Annotated in this window: 18 protein-coding genes and 1 pseudogene; 12 read left to right on the plus strand and 7 right to left on the minus strand. The window is 65.6% G+C overall.

All coding sequences use genetic code 11. From position 1 onward, the window contains the following. Positions 1-64 precede the first annotated feature (64 nt). The 4 genes from ACLLJI_RS19940 to ACLLJI_RS19955 all read left to right on the plus strand — a co-directional run bounded on the left by ACLLJI_RS19940 (position 65) and on the right by ACLLJI_RS19955 (position 2,656). The gene (locus ACLLJI_RS19940; RefSeq protein ID WP_434616058.1) at positions 65-382 is read left to right on the plus strand and encodes a hypothetical protein; all 318 of its coding nucleotides are present in this window, start codon (positions 65-67) and stop codon (positions 380-382) included. Positions 383-396: 14 nt separating this feature from the next. Continuing rightward, a complete protein-coding gene (locus tag ACLLJI_RS19945) occupies positions 397-753 on the plus strand; it encodes a hypothetical protein (RefSeq protein WP_434616061.1) in 357 nt (118 codons plus the stop codon). 167 nt (positions 754-920) lie between these two features. Continuing rightward, positions 921-2,249: a hypothetical protein gene (locus tag ACLLJI_RS19950; protein WP_434616064.1), complete on the plus strand. Its 1,329-nt coding sequence runs from the start codon at positions 921-923 to the stop codon at positions 2,247-2,249. Beyond that, a complete protein-coding gene (locus ACLLJI_RS19955) occupies positions 2,246-2,656 on the plus strand; it encodes a hypothetical protein (protein WP_434616067.1) in 411 nt (136 codons plus the stop codon). The genes ACLLJI_RS19950 and ACLLJI_RS19955 overlap by 4 nt, the downstream gene beginning before the upstream one ends. Positions 2,657-2,698: 42 nt before the next feature. On the opposite strand, the gene ACLLJI_RS19960 is transcribed toward ACLLJI_RS19955, so the two are convergent. The 3 genes from ACLLJI_RS19960 to ACLLJI_RS19970 all read right to left on the minus strand — a co-directional run bounded on the left by ACLLJI_RS19960 (position 2,699) and on the right by ACLLJI_RS19970 (position 5,071). Continuing rightward, a complete protein-coding gene (locus ACLLJI_RS19960) occupies positions 2,699-3,784 on the minus strand; it encodes an alanine racemase (protein ID WP_434616070.1) in 1,086 nt (361 codons plus the stop codon). A gap of 111 nt (positions 3,785-3,895) precedes the next feature. Next, the gene (locus tag ACLLJI_RS19965) at positions 3,896-4,093 is read right to left on the minus strand and encodes a hypothetical protein (RefSeq protein WP_434616073.1); all 198 of its coding nucleotides are present in this window, start codon (positions 4,091-4,093) and stop codon (positions 3,896-3,898) included. A 309-nt stretch (positions 4,094-4,402) separates the two neighbouring features. After that, positions 4,403-5,071, minus strand: coding sequence for a hypothetical protein (locus ACLLJI_RS19970; protein WP_434616076.1), 669 nt, complete (start codon positions 5,069-5,071; stop codon positions 4,403-4,405). A gap of 98 nt (positions 5,072-5,169) precedes the next feature. Between ACLLJI_RS19970 and ACLLJI_RS19975 the strand changes: the two genes are divergently transcribed. The 6 genes from ACLLJI_RS19975 to ACLLJI_RS20000 all read left to right on the plus strand — a co-directional run bounded on the left by ACLLJI_RS19975 (position 5,170) and on the right by ACLLJI_RS20000 (position 13,021). Then, positions 5,170-5,385, plus strand: a complete 216-nt coding sequence (locus ACLLJI_RS19975; protein ID WP_434616078.1) for a hypothetical protein — start codon at positions 5,170-5,172, stop codon at positions 5,383-5,385. A 2-nt stretch (positions 5,386-5,387) separates the two neighbouring features. After that, on the plus strand, positions 5,388-7,196 hold the full coding sequence (locus ACLLJI_RS19980; protein WP_434616081.1) for a glycoside hydrolase family 15 protein: 1,809 nt from the start codon (positions 5,388-5,390) through the stop codon (positions 7,194-7,196). Positions 7,197-7,532: 336 nt separating this feature from the next. Continuing rightward, on the plus strand, positions 7,533-9,176 hold the full coding sequence (locus tag ACLLJI_RS19985) for a DUF222 domain-containing protein (RefSeq protein ID WP_434616084.1): 1,644 nt from the start codon (positions 7,533-7,535) through the stop codon (positions 9,174-9,176). A gap of 459 nt (positions 9,177-9,635) precedes the next feature. Beyond that, entirely contained in the window at positions 9,636-11,813 is a 2,178-nt protein-coding gene (locus ACLLJI_RS19990; protein WP_434621699.1) for an MFS transporter, read from the plus strand. Then, entirely contained in the window at positions 11,810-12,349 is a 540-nt protein-coding gene (locus ACLLJI_RS19995; RefSeq protein ID WP_434616087.1) for a TetR family transcriptional regulator, read from the plus strand. Before ACLLJI_RS19990 ends, ACLLJI_RS19995 begins: the two co-directional genes overlap by 4 nt. A 384-nt stretch (positions 12,350-12,733) precedes the next feature. Next, positions 12,734-13,021 carry a hypothetical protein gene (locus tag ACLLJI_RS20000; RefSeq protein WP_434616090.1) on the plus strand — a complete coding sequence of 96 codons (288 nt, stop codon included), beginning with the start codon at positions 12,734-12,736 and terminating at the stop codon, positions 13,019-13,021. Positions 13,022-13,092: 71 nt separating this feature from the next. On the opposite strand, the gene ACLLJI_RS20005 is transcribed toward ACLLJI_RS20000, so the two are convergent. After that, a complete protein-coding gene (locus tag ACLLJI_RS20005; protein ID WP_434616092.1) occupies positions 13,093-13,515 on the minus strand; it encodes a universal stress protein in 423 nt (140 codons plus the stop codon). Between the two features lie 211 nt (positions 13,516-13,726). On the opposite strand from ACLLJI_RS20005, the pseudogene ACLLJI_RS20010 reads away from it, so the two are divergent. Both ACLLJI_RS20010 and rraA read left to right on the plus strand, forming a co-directional pair. Then, positions 13,727-14,570 (plus strand): annotated as a pseudogene (locus ACLLJI_RS20010) (SDR family oxidoreductase). Between the two features lie 351 nt (positions 14,571-14,921). Then, positions 14,922-15,392, plus strand: a complete 471-nt coding sequence (rraA, locus tag ACLLJI_RS20015; RefSeq protein WP_283560118.1) for a ribonuclease E activity regulator RraA — start codon at positions 14,922-14,924, stop codon at positions 15,390-15,392. A gap of 79 nt (positions 15,393-15,471) precedes the next feature. On the opposite strand, the gene ACLLJI_RS20020 is transcribed toward rraA, so the two are convergent. Genes ACLLJI_RS20020 through ACLLJI_RS20030 form a run of 3 tightly spaced genes read right to left on the minus strand, consistent with a single transcriptional unit; the run spans position 15,472 to position 18,295 of the window. After that, positions 15,472-16,422 carry a metal ABC transporter permease gene (locus ACLLJI_RS20020; RefSeq protein WP_434616096.1) on the minus strand — a complete coding sequence of 317 codons (951 nt, stop codon included), beginning with the start codon at positions 16,420-16,422 and terminating at the stop codon, positions 15,472-15,474. Further along, positions 16,419-17,333: a metal ABC transporter ATP-binding protein gene (locus ACLLJI_RS20025; protein ID WP_434616099.1), complete on the minus strand. Its 915-nt coding sequence runs from the start codon at positions 17,331-17,333 to the stop codon at positions 16,419-16,421. Before ACLLJI_RS20025 ends, ACLLJI_RS20020 begins: the two co-directional genes overlap by 4 nt. A 50-nt stretch (positions 17,334-17,383) precedes the next feature. Next, positions 17,384-18,295, minus strand: coding sequence for a metal ABC transporter solute-binding protein, Zn/Mn family (locus tag ACLLJI_RS20030; protein ID WP_434616102.1), 912 nt, complete (start codon positions 18,293-18,295; stop codon positions 17,384-17,386). Positions 18,296-18,436 lie beyond the last annotated feature (141 nt).

Below are 18,436 nucleotides of genomic sequence, written 5' to 3' on the forward strand. Positions count from 1 at the left end.
TTGTTCCGGACCCAGCTTGTTGTTATACGTCAGCTTCGATCGCTAAAATCCAATGGGGGGAATCATGGGTTCAAAACCACCCATCTCACGCCGAAAGCCAGGGCCCATCCTGGCCGCGGTGTATAACGAATCCGGGCAGTTGATCGATGCAGAAGTAGCCAGGAAGGGTCTGGGGATTCCTGTCTCCTCTGGGGCAAATACGAAGTACCTTGCAACAGTCCGGGCAGCCGCTGCTGCCGTTGCCGCGCTGGCTTCGGCCAAGGTGGTCCACGCTCTGCTCTCTGCCGGAGCCGGTTCAACCAAACCCGTGCTTTGGGCTGCGTTCAGCGCTGCGGATATTTCGCGGCACCTCGCCCGTGTCACGCGGCGATCGACCGGATAGACGCCAACGTTCCGGTGTTGGAGAACCGCCGTGACGAGCTGTTGGCCGCTAACGCGCGGGCCGCGGCGGATAAGGCAGCAGCAGAAGCCGCCGCGGCCGCTGCTGCAGAACAAGCTGTCGCCGCACAAGCGGCACGAGACGCGGCAGTGCAAGAAGCAGCAGTGCAAGGAGCGGCAGCGCAGGAGGCGGCAAGGCGGGACGCGCTAAGGGTCAGCAATCTTCCGGCACCGTATGCACCCCCGGCTCCCCAGCCCTACGTCCCTCCCGCCGCGCAACCGTATATCGCACCCGATGTCGTTCCTGCCCCGGCCAAGGGCTACACAGGCCCGCGCTGCTACGCCCCGGGCGGCAAGACGTACCGGCCCTGCTGACGGCGCGTCCGGGGGTTCCATCTCTTGCAGCCGGCCGGCGGGGCGTCGACCGCTACACTGACGATTGACACAAAACTGAAGTTGGGTACAACCAGCTTTGACCTATAACAACAGATCGGAAAATAATGCGAGCTTGGGGGCTCCTCGCCGTCACCACACTTCTCTTAATGACCGCCACCGGATGCACTTCGGAACCGGCCGCAGTCCAATCCACCCGGCCGGTAGCACCTCCGGCGTCGTCGCCCGAGCCGGTGCTCGTGAAGGTGGCCACTGCCGCCGAGCTCGGTGAACCGGTGTGGCTGGACAAGTCGATCTACTTTGGTCCGCCGCAGAGCGGCTGCGTTCTCGGCCCGGCGGACAAGATGGTCTGCATGCAGCGCTCCGGAAAGGCAGCGCCGCAGATGAACGCCATCATCGGCCAGAGCCAGCTCCGGAATCCTCTCTCGCTGGAGCGGACTCCCCCGGTCGCCATTCCCGGCATCACGGGCAATGATCGGGTGTCGCTCAACCACGTCCTCGCCGCGCCGGGCGGCTTTGTCTTCCTCTACCAGAGTGACCCGATTGATAGCGCCTACCAGCTGAGTTTTGTCACTGACCAGGGCGCCCAGCTCTGGGCCAGTAGGCTCCCCACGGTTCCCAGGGATCTCGCGGTCACCGCGGACGAACTGCTGATCGGGACCCCCGACGGCGTCAGCTCGCTAAAGCTTTCCAACGGCACCCCGGGTGCCACGCACGCTAAGGCAGGAACTTTGCTGGCGGGGACCACGTCGGAGCGGGACGGTTTCAGCTCCTACGCGCCCGGCGTCGTCGGACTTTCCACGTCCGACGGCGGCACGGTCCTTAACGCGGTCGACGTTCACGGCTCCCAGGGAACCTCGTGCGAGTTCACCGGTGCCGCGGGCTGCACGCCGACGCGGGTGCTGTACGCCGATTCCGAGTACCTGGTGGTTGAGGAAAACGCAGGCGAGGGCGGCCCAACGTCGGCCTACGATGCCAAAGGCGCCAAACTGTGGACCGTGGATCAGCCGCTGACGAGCGTCGTCCGGTTCCAGGAAGCGCTTGTTTTGGGCTACGCGGGACCCACCAAGAACACGTCCTTACCTGCCGGGCGCATGGCGGTTGTCTCCGCGCTGGACGGTACAGAATTGGTATCGGGAGCGGCTGTTGAAGGCGGGAGCGCTTACGTCGCGGGCGTTACCGCCGGGGGTGTCATCTACGGCTTTGATGGTCCGGGCGTGCCGGGAGCCTACGACGTTTCGTACTCGGTGCTGCCGATAACGCTGACGGTCACACAGCGGCAGGTTGCTGCGACCGCAGCCGCACCGGCGACGGCGGCACCGGTGCAACCACGTCATCGTCTGGCGGCTGGACGACGCGCACTACGGAAGCAGGAGGCTTCAGCTTTAATCTGCCGGCCGACTGGACTGTCAGCTCCACGCCCGCCGCTGAACCAGCCGGCGCACGGACCGTCGCAACAGATCCGTCCGGAACGGTGAAATTCGAGGTAATCGAGGGGATCAGCGGCCTGGGCGGAGCCTGCGGCCCCGGCGGTTCGGCACCCGATGAAGCAGCCACCGTACTGCGGTTGCCGGTGAAGGGCCTGAATCTCGCCTCACCGTCGATCTCCTCCCAGACCCCGACGGTCACCGTAAAAATGCACGGTCCCAATGTGGGATATACCGTCAAGGACGTCAAACCTGCGGCCGGTATCTGCGATATGTACCCCTTCATTCAATGGCAGCCGGCCGGAACCAGTGGCTTTAGCGCCTCGATCAGCACCACCGCGTATGCCCAGAATTCCGGCGCCTCCGGGACGGCAGATGCACCCATGTCCGGCTACCTGAAGTCAGCGATCCACAGCCAGCTGATGCACGTCTTCTTGAGTATTCAAGCCAAGAAGTAGCCGGTCGAGGCCGTTGGGCTGGCACCCGGGTCCCGCAGGGTTCTAACTGTTCCGCCCCCGGGCCGCCACGCGCCACGTATCGGCCACGGCGCCGTCGACCATCACCACCAGCTCATCGGCCAGGTTCACCGCCGCGCACACGTGGTTCGGCACCACCCGGACCAGCTCCCCCAGGCCCGGCAGCGCCGCGCCGGCAGGGAATTCCACGGTGGCATGGTGCTCGGACAGCGCGGTGATGCGTGCGTCCGGATGGTCAGGGAGCCGGCCGCCGCCGGTGGCCCAGGCCAGCCGGTCCGCGCCGAGCGTTTTGCTGCCGGAGTCCAGAATGACGTGCTGCCCGCTGCGGCTGACCGCCGTCGCCACGGCCCAGAGGGCGATGTCATCCCAGCCGCAGGTGCCCATTTCCAGCTGCTGAGCGTCATTGAAGAGGTAGACCCCGGGGCGCACCTCGGTCAGAACTGAAGCGTCCGCCGCTGCCGCCGTCGGGGTCGAACCGCCGCTGACCACCGCCGCTGCCAGCCCGGCAGCGGCGAGGGACTCCACCGCGACGGCGAGCGCCTGCGCCTCATCCTCGGCGGCGCTGCCCCGGTTTCCCGGTCCATAACCATGGCCGGGAAAAGTAAATACTCCGCGGACGTCGAGCCCGGCGTCCGCCGCAGCGCGGGCAAGAACACCGGCGTCGGCCGGAGCAATGCCGCTGCGGTGGTGGCCGCTGTCCACTTCCACCAGCACACCGACCGGGGCTCCCGCCGTCGTCGCGGCCAGTTGGCGTGCGCCTTCCTCCGTGTCGATGCCGACCGTCAGCGTGATGTTCTCCGTGAGCGCCCGCAGCCGCGCACCTTTCCCCTCGTCCGCCCACAGCGGGTAGGCGATGAAGATGTCCTTCACTCCGGATACCGCGAAGACTTCCGCCTCGCCCAGGGTTGCGACGGTCAGCCCGACGGCGCCGAGCCCGATCTGCCGCTGGGCCAGCTCAACCACCTTGTGCGTCTTGGCGTGCGGCCGCAGGGACAGGCCCCTGGCCGCGGCGCTATCCGCCATCCCGGTCAGGTTCCGCTCCACGATGGCGGCGTCCACGGCAAGGAACGGCGTCGGAGGAAGATGGCGGGCGCTCAGGCTGGCAGTCATGTCTTCATCGTGTCAGGAATCCGGGGACAGGGCCAAGGCCATTGGATGACGGGTGCGGACCTGCCTGCGGACGGCCAGGGTCCTTGGACAACAGGGCGCGGATTTACCCGCTCAGCCGTCCACCGCACGCGTCATCCCCAGGCTGAACCCGCCAATCGGGTTCAGCCGGATGGCGGCCAATCCGTCATAGCGGCTCAGGTACGGCATGTCGTCGGCGCCCCAGCGATCGCGGAAATCATCCCGCGCGCCCTCCGGATCCGTATAACGCACATCAATCAGCCCCAGCGTTGCCGCAAATTCAGAGAGCATGGCCAGAACATAGCGCCCCTGGAGCACGGCACAGTCGTCGGCACCGTCGTCACCGAAACTGCCTTATTCGGGCCTCCAGATACAGCTTCCAGCGGCCGCGCTCGCTCCGGTGCACGGTGGGATCAAACCCCGCTTCCTTTCCCTGCCATCAAGGACCGCGTCCAGGGTCGCGGCGTAACTGGCGCGCGCCTCGGAATATCTCATGGTCTTCATTCGGCCTCCTTCGTACAAAATTTTGTACAGGATCCTCAGGTTTATACGTGGGGCCGGTGGCCGCTGCAGTGCGCAGATCTGCCCGCCCGGACGTGCCTATTGTGCCTTGCCGGTCCCGAGCATGCGTGCCACTTTTTCCTCCAGCGAGGCGACGGTCGCGTCCGGCAGCACGATCAGGCCATCCAGCTCACGGCGGGCACGCCGGTAGGCTGTTTGCCGCTCGGCCGGCGTGGCGGCGTCGTCAACGGCGATGGTAATCAGCTTCCGGGCGGTGGCCAGCCGCTGGCGCTCCGGTCCGGTAAAGCTGCTGTCCCTGACCCGCCGGGCTTCCCGCTCGGCCACCTCGAAGGCGACCTCGTACCCGTTGACGGCCGCGCGGTATTCATCCAGCCGACCCTTGGCGGTGATTTCTTCGGGGCTGCCCGGGCGCAGCCCGTCGGCCTCCCTCTTGGCGCGCAGGAACGCGACCGTGAGCGGTTCGCGCACGTCTGTCATCATCGGAAAATCGATGAGCTTCCCCACGTCCAGTTCGTAGGCCAACCAGCGCTTGTTGACGCCGTCGTGCGTGGTCATCAGCTGCCCCACCTCATCGGCGCGGACCTGTTCCACCCGCTGGGCCTGGTTTTTGACCTTGTACAGCTCGAGTTTGCGTTGGTACCGGCGTTCGCCGGCCCGCGTCCAGGCGCGTGCCCAGCCGCCGACCACGCCGCTGAGCGGGAACACGAGCCACCAGAAGTGGCCGACAAAATTGAGAATGGACTGCACGCTTCCATCGTCGCACCCCCGGACACGCACTTCCAGACCCGGCGTCGTCCCATCTCCCGGGGGCTGACAGGCGCGGGTCCCGGTGATAGACCATAAGCATGCTGACTCACGAGCCCCGGCCAACTGTTACCGCCCGTCCCGCCCAACGCGCCCGTACTGCCCCAGTGGTCGCAGCCGCCGCGATACCCACGGTCGTCAGGGAAGTCCCGATGGTCCCGGCTGCGACGGCCGTCCCCCGCTTCGGCTTCGGCTTCGGCTTCGGCTTCGGCTTCGGCTTCGGCTTCGGCTTCGGCTTCGGCTTCGGGGGACGGTAGCCATGCCGCGGATCGAGGACTACGCGATCATTGGCGACCTGCACACCGCGGCTCTGGTCGGGACCAACGGCTCAATGGACTGGCTGTGCCTGCCGCATTTCGACTCGCCCGCCTGCTTTGCAGCACTGCTGGACGACGACGACGCCGGCCGCTGGCTGCTGGCGCCGGAAGAGGGGGGCGTGTGCACCAGCCGACGCTATCAACGCGGAACGCTGATTCTGGAATCGGAATGGCGCACCAAGCACGGCCGGGTCCGCGTCACGGACTTTATGCCGCCGCGCGACGAGGTTGCCGACGTCGTCCGTATTGTTGAGGGGCTCAGCGGGACCGTGCGCATGCGCGGTGAACTGGTGCTGCGCTTTGACTACGGCCACATTGTGCCGTGGGTGCGTAAGCACGGGAAGGGGATCCGCGCCGTGGCGGGCCCGGACGCCGTACTGCTGGCGACGCCGGTAGCTGTGAAGGGCGAGCACATGAGCTCGGTCAGCGAATTCACGGTGAAGGCGGGCGAAAAGGTGCCGTTCGTATTGACCTGGCATCCCAGCCACCTGACACATCACCGGACCCGCACCATCGATCCGGACAAGGCGCTGACCCAGACGCACGATTACTGGACGCAGTGGAGTGGGCGCAGCAAGGCCACCGGCCCGTACAAGGAGGCCGTGCAGCGGTCGTTGATCACGCTTAAGGCGCTGACCTATGTCCCGACCGGCGGCATCGTGGCCGCAGCCACCACCTCCCTGCCGGAGCAGATCGGCGGCCCGCGGAACTGGGACTACCGCTATTGCTGGCTGCGCGATTCCACCCTGACGCTGCAGGCGCTGCTCGCCGCCGGCTATACGGATGAGGCGACGGCGTGGCGGGACTGGCTGCTGCGCTCGGTGGCCGGTGATCCGGCGGACCTGCAGATCATGTACGCCATTGACGGCCGGCGGCGCATTCCGGAGGCGGAGCTGGATTGGCTGCGCGGCTACGAAGGATCATCCCCGGTCCGCACGGGCAACGCCGCGGCGGATCAGCTCCAACTCGATGTCTGGGGCGAGGTGCTGGATGGGCTATCGCTGACCCGTAATGCACTGCTGAAGGCCGATGACGATTCCTGGGGTGTGCAGACGGCTCTGATGGAGCACCTCGAAGGGGCATGGGACCAGCCGGACAACGGGCTGTGGGAAATGCGCGGGCCGCGGCGGCACTTCACCCATTCGAAGGTGATGACCTGGGTAGCGGCGGACCGGATGGTCAAGGCAATTCGAAAATTCCACCTGGCCGGGCCAGTAGACCGGTGGGAGGCGCTGCGGGACACCATTCACGCGGACGTCATGGCGAAGGGCTTCGATCCGGACCGCAACACCTTTGTCCAGTCCTACGGCAGCACCGAATTGGACGCCAGCCTGCTGCTGATACCGCGCGTGGGGTTCCTGCCGCCGGATGATCCGCGTGTTATCGGCACCATTGACGCCATCCTGCAGGACCTCTCACAGGACGGTTTTGTGATGCGGTACCGACCGCAGAAGAGCGACGACGGCCTTCCGGGCGGAGAGGGCGTGTTCCTGGCCTGCTCCTTCTGGATGGTGGACGCGCAGCTCGGAGCCGGGCGGCGGCGGGAGGCCACCGAGTTGTTCGAGCGGCTGCTGGCGCTGCGCAACGACGTCGGCCTGCTCAGCGAGGAATGGGACACGCAGGCCGGGCGCCAACTTGGCAACACCCCGCAGGCGTTTAGCCATTTTGCGCTGGTGAACAGCGCCATGCAGCTCCATCATGGGAAAGCGCACCGCAGCGACGCTCCGATTCCCGGCGCCCCTCAAAACTGAGGTGACCGTGGTGGGGCACAACCGGGGGAATTGACCCCATCGCGGGCGCCTAAGATGCTGGTTAGCGTGGCCATTAGGACGAGCGGCGGCCACGAACGGTTATGGACACGCCTTTGCCTATACGCGTGACCGTTCCTGCTTCCGCAATGGACGACCTGGCTTCCTCAATGGGGATACACTCCGGTTCACACTGCGCAGCCCGCCATGCCGTCTCCCTCGGGCAAGTCCATTCCGATGACCAGCCACTGTTTCTGCACAGGGGGTGGTATTGGGGTGGGGGTGCACTTTGTGTGGGTGGTCCGGGTTTTGTCGGTGTGTTCGCCTAGTGTTCTTTGTATGGGAACAAAAGGAGACGCGGGAGGCTTTCCCGGGGTGACGGACATCGCGGGGCTCCGAGGTGCGGTGGCCGTGCTGGCGTCTTTTACCGCGTCCTTCGCGGGGGCCGCGCCGCTGCTGGGCAGGGACGCTTTGCTGGAAGCGGCGGACCTGATCGAAGGCGCTTCCCGGCTGATCGAGGTGAACCAGGTGACCGTGGCGCATGCGATCGATACGCAGAACCTCGCCGCGACGGGAGGTGTGGATACCCGCTTCGTCTGGGATGTCCCGGCCGGGGGTAAATCCCCGTACCGCCGAGTCCAGGACCTGCTGATCGAGCGGTTGCGGATCTCCCGCTCGGCCGCGAACCGGCGGGTCTTCCTGGGCCGGGACCTGCTGCCCTGCCGGTCCGCGGACGGGACGGTTACCGGGCCGGTGTATCCGCTGCTGGCCCGGGCCGCGGCCGCCGGCGCCGTGTCGGGGGAAACCCTGAACCTGGCCGTGCGGGCCCTGAACACGGTGCGGGTCAAGGCCACCGCGGCGCAGCTGACCGGGATGGAAACGGTCTTGGCCGGTCGGGCCCTCACCACGGACCCGGACACCCTGGCCCGGGATGCCCGGGAGCGGGAACTGCAGATCGACCGGGACGCCGGGGAACCGACCGCGGAGGAACTCACGGAACGGCAGGGCGTCCACGACCACGGCATGTACCGGGGACTGCACCATGTAGAGATCTTCGCGACCCAGCCCCAGTACGAGGTCCTGCAGACCGTGATGAACACCGGCACGAATCCGCGCACCTACTCCCTGGAGCAGCGCTCCTTGGATCAGCGGACCCGGCCGCAGAAACTCCTCGATGCCCTGACCGGGGCGTGCGGGATCGCGCTGCGCGCCGGGGAACTCCCCGAATCCGGGGGCAACCATGCGCAGGTCCTCGTGACCGTCGATTACCGGGAGTTGTTCGATAAGCTGGCGACCGGGCGCATGGCCGGGGAGTTCATGTTCACCGGCGCGGTGACGGCCGAGAACGTCCGGGAGCTGGCCTGCAACGCGGACCTCATTCCCGTCGTTCTCGGCGCGGCCGGGGAGGTCCTGGATCAGGGCCGGTCCCGGCGGCTGCATACCAGGGCCCAGCGTCTGGCCCTGACCGCCCGGGACCGGGGCTGCAGCAGACCCGGATGCACGATGCCCGCGGCGTGGACCGAGTGCCACCATGTGAGGTTCTGGGACGAGCACCACGGACGCACCAGCGTCAACAACGGGGCGTTGGCGTGTACGTATGACCATCATCTGATTCATCAGGGACGCTGGAAAATTCTGATGAAACACGGCCTCCCGTACTGGCTCGCGCCACAGGACCTCGACCCGTCCAGGACACCACGGCGGAACACGTACTTCAATCCACCCCGCCCCGGCGCCCCCGAAACCCTCCCACCCCTGGACCCCAACACCAATACCGGCTGGGACCGGGACGCGGAGACCGACGCGGGGAACGACCGGGACGCGGAGATTGCGGCCGAGACCGCGGGGGAGACTGCCGGGGAAATTAATGCCGAACCCTCGGCCGAGACCGGCGCCGGATTGAGGGTGAGACTGCCGCGGAGAACGGCACTGGGGCCGGGATCCAGCGGCAGACGACACTCAGCGGTGACCGAGGCAGGTTGAACAGACGTGCAAGCTGAACCATGCCGCAGACCAGAACCCCCACCGATAACCCCCGCGGACAGCAAGCCACGGCGGTCCCGACCGACATGGCCCGTCGGAACCGGGAGGAGCGTCTGCGGTCTGGACCGGTCCGGCCTGTCGGGAGCCGGAGGAGCGTCTGCAGTCTGGACGGGCTCGCCCTCTGGGCGAGGGGATCAGGCGTCTGCGGTCAGGACCAACGGCTGGGAATTACCGGCGCGGCGGACCGTTGATCCAGACAGCTCTCGGAGGCGCTGGCGCGAGCCGGGACTGGACCCTTGTAATATGCGGATGAGGCACGTCCAGCCCGGATTGTTGCCAGCGGCAGGTGAACAGGTGTTCACTGGAAGGTGAATCAGCGTTCACCAGGTCCTTTCGAAAGGCTTGCCCTTGCCCTTGCCCTCGCACTCCACGAAGACCACTGCCCGCAGACCCACCGGTTTGGTAATCGCTATCCTTTGTCTGTCAGGCACGGTGGTGTCACTGCAGCAGACCATGGTGATTCCGCTGCTGCCGGACTTCCCCAAAATCCTGAACACCAGCCCGGACGATGTCTCCTGGCTGGTTACCGTCACGCTGCTGACCAGCGCCGTGGCGACTCCTATAGTGTCCCGGCTGGCGGACATGTTCGGGAAGCGCAGGATGATGCTCGTTGCCATGATCCTGATGGTGATCGGCTCCGTCATCGCGGCCCTGGGCGGCAATTTCGTCACGTTGGTGGTGGGCCGGGCTTTCCAGGGGTTCGCCGCTTCGCTGATCCCGGTGGGCATCAGCATTATGCGAGATGAGCTGCCCAAGGAAAAGGTGGCCTCGGCTGTCGCGCTGATGAGCGCGACGCTGGGCATCGGCAGCGCACTGGGCCTGCCGCTCTCGGGCATCATTTATGAGGCGTTGGGCTGGCAGGCCATTTTCTGGCTGTCGGCCGCGGTCGGCCTCGCGCTGATCGCTGCGGTGCTCGCGGTGGTGCCGGAATCCGAGCTGCGGACGCGCGGGAGGTTCGATTTCCTGGGTGCCGCGATGCTTTCCGTTGCCCTGACCACGCTGTTGCTGGCCATTTCGAAGGGCGGCAGCTGGGGCTGGAACAGCGAGCCGGTCATCCTGCTGTTCATCACCACCGCAGTGGTATTGGCCATCTGGTTCCCGTTCGAGCTACGGGTCAGCCAGCCGATGCTGGATCTGCGCACGTCCGCGCGTCGTCCGGTGCTGCTGACCAATATCGCCTCGATTCTGGTGGGATTTTCGATGTACGCGAATATGCTCTCCACCACGCAGCAGCTGCAGATGCCCAAAGTCTCCGGTTATGGCTTCGAGCTGAGCGTCGTCATCGCCGGGCTCTGCATGGTGCCGTCCGGATTGGCCATGGTGGCGCTGGCCCCAATTTCCGCGATGATCACCAAGCGGTTCGGTGCCAAGACCACGCTAATTGTCGGCGCGCTGGTTCTTGCTGTGGCCTACGTTGCCCGGGTTTTCCTGACCCGCGAGGTCTGGATGATCATTGTTGGCGCCATCGTGGTCAGTATGGGTACAGCAATTGCCTACGCTGCGATGCCGACGTTGATCATGCGCTCGGTGCCGATTACGGAAACCGCCTCGGCCAACGGTCTTAACTCGCTTTTGCGCGCGGTGGGAACCTCGACGGCGTCTGCCACGGTGGCCGCAATCCTCACCTCGGTGGTCATGGACCATAACGGGATGTCGTTGCCGACGCTGGACGCATTCAAGTTCATCTTCTGGTTCGCCGCGGTCGCTGCTCTGCTCTCTGTAGGCGTAACGGTGTTCATTCCGAAATTCCTGGCGCCGCTGTCCAAAGCAACTGCTGACCGGGTCGCCGGTGCGGTGCCGGGCAAGGCCGCCGAGGGAGGCGCCTCTGCCGTTCCTGTAGGCGTCTTCCCGGCACGGGTGCCTGCCGCGGCCGCGTCCTCAGATCGGCCTGAGAAGACAGCCGTGCGCAGCAAGGCTCCGGCTATGGTCGGGGCTGTTACGGCCCTGAATGAAACAGCCGACGACGGCGAGGTGGAGATTGTGGTAAGCGGCACGGTGGTCCGTGCCGACCGCCGGCCGATCCGCAACGCGGTGGTCAATGTTCTGAGCACAGCTGGTGAGCCGGTGGATTGGAGCCGGGCCAATAACGAGGGCGTTTATTCTGTGGTGCTGCCCGGCCCGGGTCGTTATCTCGTGGTGTCCAGTGCGGACGGCTGGGCCCCGCATTCCCAGGTCCTGGAGTTCACGGATCCGGACAGCTGGCAGCAGATCAGTCTCGTGCAGCGGCTCACCCTCTCCGGAACGGTGGACCGAGCAGCCGGTTTAGAAGGTGAAGAGAGTCCGGATAGTGTATACTATGCGGACAGTGCGGGCGGTGGGGGTGGCCTGCAGAACGAAGCCCTGGTGACGCTCACGAAACCGACAGGTGAGTTTGTGGCCTCCACGCATACCAAGGACGGGCGGTATGAATTGCCTCTGCCAGCCACGGGACGATACATCCTGACTACCCTTGATCCGCAGGGACGTGCTGCCCAGGCCAGGCAGATCGTGGTCGCGAGCCAATCCGCCGTCGTCGACTTTGACGCTGCCGGGGGCGATATGGCACGGGCGTCCGACTCGGCGGCGGTGGCACAATGACGGACAACGCCACGCGCACTGCCATAGTCGATGCCGGCCGTGAACTCTTTGGCGAGCGCGGTTACAACGCCGTGACCATCAAAGACGTTGCCGCCCGTGCGGGCTTTTCCCCCGCGATGGTAATGAAGGTGATGGGCAGTAAAGCCGAGCTGTACACCGCTTCGGCTCCGTCGGCTCCTAATCTGGACGACGCGGGCAGCGATGAACCGGTGGGGCACCAGCTGGTGCGCCGGATTGTTGCCCGTCGGGACCGTGGAGAGGCCGAGCCGTGGGCCATGGTGCCGATTCTGATCCACGATGCGCCGGATCCGGACGTTGCTCGGACGACCTTCAGGACCAGGTACGTCAGCAGGATTGCCGAGCGGATCGGCGACCGGTCACCGGATTTTCGGCGCGCGAAGCTGGTCATCTGCGCGCTGCTTGGTCTGGGCGCGGGCGTACGGACTCTCAGCGTCCTGGCACCGGACGAGTCAGATAGCGAGGAACTGATCCGTCAGTACGGCGCCTTGGTGCAGAGCATTATCGACGGCGTGTAGGCAAAATTTTAGGCGGGCGCCGCCGACGCCTGCCTCAGGTGCCACGGTCGCAGCGCGCCGCGTCCGCATGGCCGCATGGCCGCATGGCCGCATGGCCGCAGCAGGAAGCTATCCTTGTGTCTATCCAGCACGACCGGGTGCCGCGGAGCGGCGGCATTTCCGACACGGCCTGGTGTTCCGAACCGGCGGTGGCAATGGCCGTGTTCGAGGCCGCTCCGTAATCTTTATGTCGAATTGGTCTCATTCTGCACGACCTGGCGTGTGGGGGTGTCCGCTCCCGAGGATTACGCGTAAGGTCCAAATCCTGCACCAAATTTTGCCGCCACGACATGTGGCCACGCCGCGGATGGCCGTCCACCCGCACGACGCTCTTGGGGAGCTTTTATGGACCAGTATCTGACAGTCAACGACTTGCTCGTCTATTCCGGAACCCTACTGATTGCCGCAGCGATGTTCGCAATTATTGGCGTCGCCTTCCTTGGCTGCCTGCTGCTCGCATTGGCAGCGAGGGGGCTCCAGTGGGCCAGTCTGAAGCTGACCGACGCCGTGCTCCGGCAGTGGGCTGAGTGGCACCAGCATGGTGGGGGGACGGATCAGTCGGTGCAGGGAATCGCCGACCCACGGCCGACGACGGAGGCCGTGACGGTGCTCGACTCCGCCGCCGGGCACTAGACGGTACCTGCCCGGCCACGATTGCCGATGCTGGGACGGTAGGTCCGTCCCAGCATCGTCGCTCTTAGCAGCTAGTCGGTCTTGACGATGAACACATCGCAAGGCGCGTGGTGAGCCACGGTGTTGGCCACGCTTCCGAGGAGCCGGCCCATGCCCTGCATCCGCACGCTTCCGACAACAATCATCGACGCCCCGACCCGCTCGGCCTCCGAGATGAGGACCTCGTGCGGCTTACCCCGGACGGCCGCGTAGCTGATCTCCACGCTTGTTGTACCGAGTTGGGTGACGACAAGCTGCGCCACCTTTTCCGCATCATCCGCGTCGGACACCACCCAGCGGTCACTGCCGATCTCAACAACTTCCGTCCTGTCGCCCTCATAGGCGGTCACCACCCGAAGGCTTGACTCCAGGGCTGTGGCCAACCGCACCGCACCGCGTGCGGCCTTCATAGCCGTCTCGCTTCCATCGACTCCGACAACGATGATCCCCGCCATTTTGCTGCTCCTTCGTTCGGCTGTGCAATCCCATAACACGTCCCTACATTAAGTCACATCTGAGAGTGCATCGTAGCCATGTGCTGTTATTGAAGGTGCGACGACGGAGCAGCCGCACCCAGCACAAGGGCGCCGAGGCAATCCCGACGTACGATTCCGACCAACAGAGATCTACCCAACAGATACCGCGCATGAGATGAAAGGTCCCGTTATGATGGCTCTCCCCGAATTGGCCATCACCGGATCGACCGGGCATCTTGGTGGTCTTCTGGCCCGGCGGCTCGCCGCGGCGGACGTGCCGCTGCGTCTGCTGGTGCGCGATGTGAACCGTGCCCCGGAACTGCCCGGCGCGGTGGCCGTGCCGGTGGACTATGCGGACGCCGCCGTTGCCGCGGCGGCCTTGGGCGGGGTGAAGGTGCTTTTCATGGTCTCCGCGGCCGAGGCGCAGGATCGCCAGCAGCAGCATTATTCGTTCATCGATGCCGCCGTGGCGGCCGGAGTGGAACACATTGTCTACACCTCATTTTTCGGCGCGGCGCCGGAGGCCACGTTCACGCTGGCCCGCGATCATTTGGGCAACGGAGGAATACCTCAAAGTGTCCGGCATGGCGTACACGCTGCTGCGGGATAACTTCTACCTGGACTTCCTGCCCGAGCTGACCGGGGACGACGGCGTAATCCGAGGACCGGCGGGCGACGGCAGGGTTGCGGCCGTGACGCGGTCGGACATTGCCCGGGTCGCCGCCGAGGTTCTTCGGGCGCCTGCCGCTCACGCCGGGTCCACCCATGATCTGACCGGACCGGAGGAACTCACGCTGGCGCAGGCTGCGGAGATCATCTCCCAGGAAACCGGCCGCCGCGTCACCTTCCACAACGAAACCACGGAGGAGGCGTATGCCTCCCGTGCCGGCTACGGTGCGCCGCGGTGGCAGATGGATGCGTGGGTCAGTACGTATTCGGCGATGGCCGCCGGGGAGCTGTCCGGGCCGACGACGGCGGTGCGGGACCTGACGGGGACGGCGCCGATGTCGCTGCGCGATTTCCTGCAGAGCTGATCCCGGCGGGACAAGCGACTCCCTCGCCGAGAACGGGGCTCACCCGCGGCGGACCATCGAGGACGGGGCTCCCCCATGAAGACGGTGCTGCCCGGCACCGTTTTCGCGGGGCCGCCCCGCTTTCGGCGAGCCAGCCACCCCTGGGGCAGCGGATTTGGGCGGACACCATCAGCGGAATCCAGTAGGCGCGGTCGCCGCCGGGCAGCAGCCGGGCCAGCGCGTCGGTCCCCGTAACGAGGACGGCCAGCCGGATGGCGTGCCGGGCGATCCCCGCAGACCGCGCGGGCGGTCGGGCCGGGATCCGGCAGATAAGCTGGGCGCACCATATCCACGCGCGCCGGGAGGACCCAGATGACCATTGCCACAGCCGATCTCTATGACGAGCGGGGCGAGGAGCTCCAGTCCGTGCCCATTCAGTTCCGTGACTTCGGCGCGGTCAAGGCCTTCAGCGGTCCCGCCAGGACCGTCCGCTGCCACGGTGACAATGCGCTGTTCAAATCGATTGTCTCCACCCCCGGGCACGGCGCCGTGATGATCTTGGACGGCGGCGGCTCGCTTGAGTCCGCCCTGATGGGAGATATGATCGCCCGGCTCGCCGTGGACAACGGCTGGGCCGGCGTCGTCATCAACGGACCGGTCCGCGACAGTGAAGCCCTTGCCACGATGCCGCTGGGCGTGAAGGCTCTTGGCACCAATCCACGCAAGAGCAGCAAGGACGGGACCGGTGAGGCGGACATTGTTGTGCAGCTCGGCTCCGTCACCATCCGGCCCGGGGCCATGGTCTATTGTGATCCGGACGGGATCCTCGTCGAGCGCGCCTAAGAGTATGGACCTCGATCAGCGGGACCGCCGGACTTGGCCTGGTGGGACAGCGAGGTGAGATAGCGGCCGGCCGGGAAAACTACCGGCCGGCCGGAGCCGCGGCAACGCGTCCGGAAACGGCCTCGGGACGCTCCCCCACCCTGCCGGTGCGCCCTCTGCGTTTCCGGACCGCTGCGACAACCCTGCAGGCAGCGTAAATGAGGAACGAGATGGTCGTGACGTACGGGCTGATCGGCACCGAGCCACCGAGCGCTAGAAGCATTCCGCCGACCATCGACACGACCGCGAAGGCCACGCTCAAAACCGGGACAAGGACGGGTGAGGCCGACACCCGCAGCGCCGCTGCCGCCGGCGTCACCAGGATCGACAGGACGAGCAATGCCCCGACAATCTGCACGGACACGGCGACTGCGAGGCCGAGCAGCAGCATGAAAATGATGGACAGAACCCGCACCGGGACACCGCGGGCGGCGGCCACGTCGGCATCGACGCTGGCAAACATGAGCGGACGCCACACGATCGCCAGACCAACGAGGATGACCGCGGAGATGATGAGCAGCGATGTCAGGCGCGGGTCGTCAATGGCAACGATCTGCCCTGTCAGCAATCCGAATTTATTGGCCGAACGACCCGAGTACAGCGCCAGGCTCAGGATGCCCAGACCGAGGCCGAAGGGCATCAGCACGGCCGTGATGGAGTTCCGGTCCTGGGCCCGGGACCCCAGAATGCCGATCAGCAGCGCGGCGATCAGCGAGCCGGCCAGGGATCCTTCAACCACTCCGAATCCGAACAGCAGGCCCGCCGATGCGCCGGCGAAGCTGAGTTCACTGATCCCGTGCACGGCGAAGGGCATGTCCCGGGCGACGACGAACACGCCAATCAGGCCGCCGACAATTCCCAGTGCTGCGCCCGCCAGGAGAGAGTTTTGCAGCAGTACGAGGAGTTCACCGTAGTTCTCGAACTGGAACAGTTGAGACCACCACGAGGCATCGGCGGCAGGCAGACTGGCCGCTGACAGTGTTTCGATCATGGTTTTGTGGCGCCTTCCGTGACGTGCCGGCCGCCGTGGTCCGGTTCATGTTGGGCGTCGTGGAGCACGTCCAGTCCGTCGGGATGTGAATGCGGCCCGTCCGGTGCACCGACGACGACGATGCGGCCGTGCGTCCGGATAACGTCCACGGGCGAGCCGTACAGGTCACTGAGCACATCGGAGCGCAGCACTTCGTCGGGAGAGCCGATACGAAAGCGGCCGCCGGCAAGATAGAGGACGCGGTCGACCATGCCGAGGATGGGATTCACATCATGGGTGACAAAGAGGACACCGAATCTACGCTCACGGCGGTGCCGGTCGATCAGTTCGCTGACGAGTCGTTGGTGGGCGAGGTCGAGGGACAGCAGCGGCTCGTCGCACAGCAGAAGCCTGGGACCGCCGGCCAATGCCTGGCCGACGCGCAAGCGCTGCTGTTCGCCGCCGGAAAGAGTTGAGATCGGGACCTTGGCATACGGCCGGCCACCGACGACGTCGAGGACTGCAGCGACATCCGTGCGGCGCCTGCGGGAAGGCAATGGAAATCCCCACCGGTGCCCGTCCAGGCCAAGTGCCACCAGGTCACGCGCGCGCAGCGGCGTACCTTCGCCGGCCGGTTTCTGCTGCGGGATGTACCCGATGCGGCGGTTGCCGCGGGCAAGGGGTTCGCCCAGGAAAGTCGCTTCGCCGCTGAGCAGCCGCTGCTGGCCGAGGATGACCTTCAGCAGACTCGTCTTACCGGAGCCGTTGGCTCCGAGCACGGCGATGAATTCACCGGCCGCTACGTCCAGGTCGAGCCCGCTCCAGAGAGTGCGTTCGGCGAAGCCGAGCGTCGCATTGCGCAGCCGGAGCACGACGCCGGCGCCGCCCTGGGCGGGCGCGTCCGCCGTCGTGCCGGTGATGTCAATTGTCACAGGGCCATTATCCAATAGTTGCGGCGCTGCCGTGCCGGCCGTGGCGGCTGCTACTTGGCAAGTGCCGCTGATATCGCGTTCAAAGTATCGCTCATCCAGCCGACGTAGTCCTTACCTTCAGGCAGTGTCTCGGTGACGGGAACGACGGCGATACCGTTTTCCTTCGCCGCCGTCAGTACGGCCTCGGCCTGTGCACCGGGGGCCTGCTCGTTGTAGGCGAGCAGCTTCACCGCGTGGCTGCTGTAGAGGGCGAGTGTTTCCTGCAGCACGCTCGGCGCCACGTCCGTTTCTTCTTCCACGGCCTTGCTGAACTCGACGGACGTCTTGTTCCCGAGTCCGATTGCATCCAGCATGTACAGCGGCACGGGCTCCGTGATGGAAGCGCCGACGCCGGTGTACTTCGTCTTCAGATCGGCCTCCTGCTGCTCCATCGCGGCAATCCTGCCCTTGAGAGCGTCAGCATTGCCGACGAAAACCGCCGCATCCTTTGCGTCAACCTTTGAATAGGCGCCCTCGATTTGATCGATGACTTTCTGCACCGTGGCGAAGTCATACCAGACGTGCTCGTTCAGGGCGCCGTTTGCGGAAGCCTGCCTGCCCGAGATGTCCACCGCGTTGAGCCGGACTGCCGATTCGTTCCGGGCGGCGGTAATCATCGTGTTGACGAAATCGTCGTAGCCGCCGCCGTTCTCCACGATAACGTCCGCTTTGGACAAGGCGAGCTGGTTCTGTGCGTTTGCCTCGTACTGGTGCGGGTCCTTGGCCGGATCATCAATAATCGAGGTGACAGCAACATGATCCCCGCCGATGGTCTGGGCAATGGAGCCCCAGACGTCCGTTGAAGCCACCACCTTAATGGTGCCTGAGCCGGCGGTTCGCTGGGCATCGGCGGACGAGCATCCGACAAGAGTCAGCACGGTGGCGACGGCTAGGAGCGGAACGGCGATCAGCTTGCGGTTCATGGGACCAATCTGGCTAAGAACGAGGTTTAGGGAGGACGGACAGGCTCGTTGCGGTGCGGAAGCCCCGGACCAGCGCGCCGTCGCGGATGGGCCGCCATCGCTTTCAAGAATATGGCTAATGAGAATCAGAGTCAATATCAG

Origin of the sequence: Arthrobacter sp. A5 (genome assembly GCF_051131705.1) — a bacterium.
Classification (GTDB): domain Bacteria; phylum Actinomycetota; class Actinomycetes; order Actinomycetales; family Micrococcaceae; genus Arthrobacter_M.

Coding starts and splice junctions, on each gene's coding strand:
- ACLLJI_RS19940 (WP_434616058.1), top strand. CDS start 65: ATGGGTTCAAAACCACCCATCTCACGCCGAAAGCCAGGGCCCATCCTG.
- ACLLJI_RS19950 (WP_434616064.1), top strand. CDS start 921: ATGACCGCCACCGGATGCACTTCGGAACCGGCCGCAGTCCAATCCACC.
- ACLLJI_RS19960 (WP_434616070.1), bottom strand. CDS start 3,784: ATGACTGCCAGCCTGAGCGCCCGCCATCTTCCTCCGACGCCGTTCCTT.
- ACLLJI_RS19965 (WP_434616073.1), bottom strand. CDS start 4,093: ATGCTCTCTGAATTTGCGGCAACGCTGGGGCTGATTGATGTGCGTTAT.
- ACLLJI_RS19975 (WP_434616078.1), top strand. CDS start 5,170: ATGCTGACTCACGAGCCCCGGCCAACTGTTACCGCCCGTCCCGCCCAA.
- ACLLJI_RS19980 (WP_434616081.1), top strand. CDS start 5,388: ATGCCGCGGATCGAGGACTACGCGATCATTGGCGACCTGCACACCGCG.
- ACLLJI_RS19985 (WP_434616084.1), top strand. CDS start 7,533: ATGGGAACAAAAGGAGACGCGGGAGGCTTTCCCGGGGTGACGGACATC.
- ACLLJI_RS19995 (WP_434616087.1), top strand. CDS start 11,810: ATGACGGACAACGCCACGCGCACTGCCATAGTCGATGCCGGCCGTGAA.
- ACLLJI_RS20000 (WP_434616090.1), top strand. CDS start 12,734: ATGGACCAGTATCTGACAGTCAACGACTTGCTCGTCTATTCCGGAACC.
- ACLLJI_RS20005 (WP_434616092.1), bottom strand. CDS start 13,515: ATGGCGGGGATCATCGTTGTCGGAGTCGATGGAAGCGAGACGGCTATG.
- rraA (WP_283560118.1), top strand. CDS start 14,922: ATGACCATTGCCACAGCCGATCTCTATGACGAGCGGGGCGAGGAGCTC.
- ACLLJI_RS20020 (WP_434616096.1), bottom strand. CDS start 16,422: ATGATCGAAACACTGTCAGCGGCCAGTCTGCCTGCCGCCGATGCCTCG.
- ACLLJI_RS20030 (WP_434616102.1), bottom strand. CDS start 18,295: ATGAACCGCAAGCTGATCGCCGTTCCGCTCCTAGCCGTCGCCACCGTG.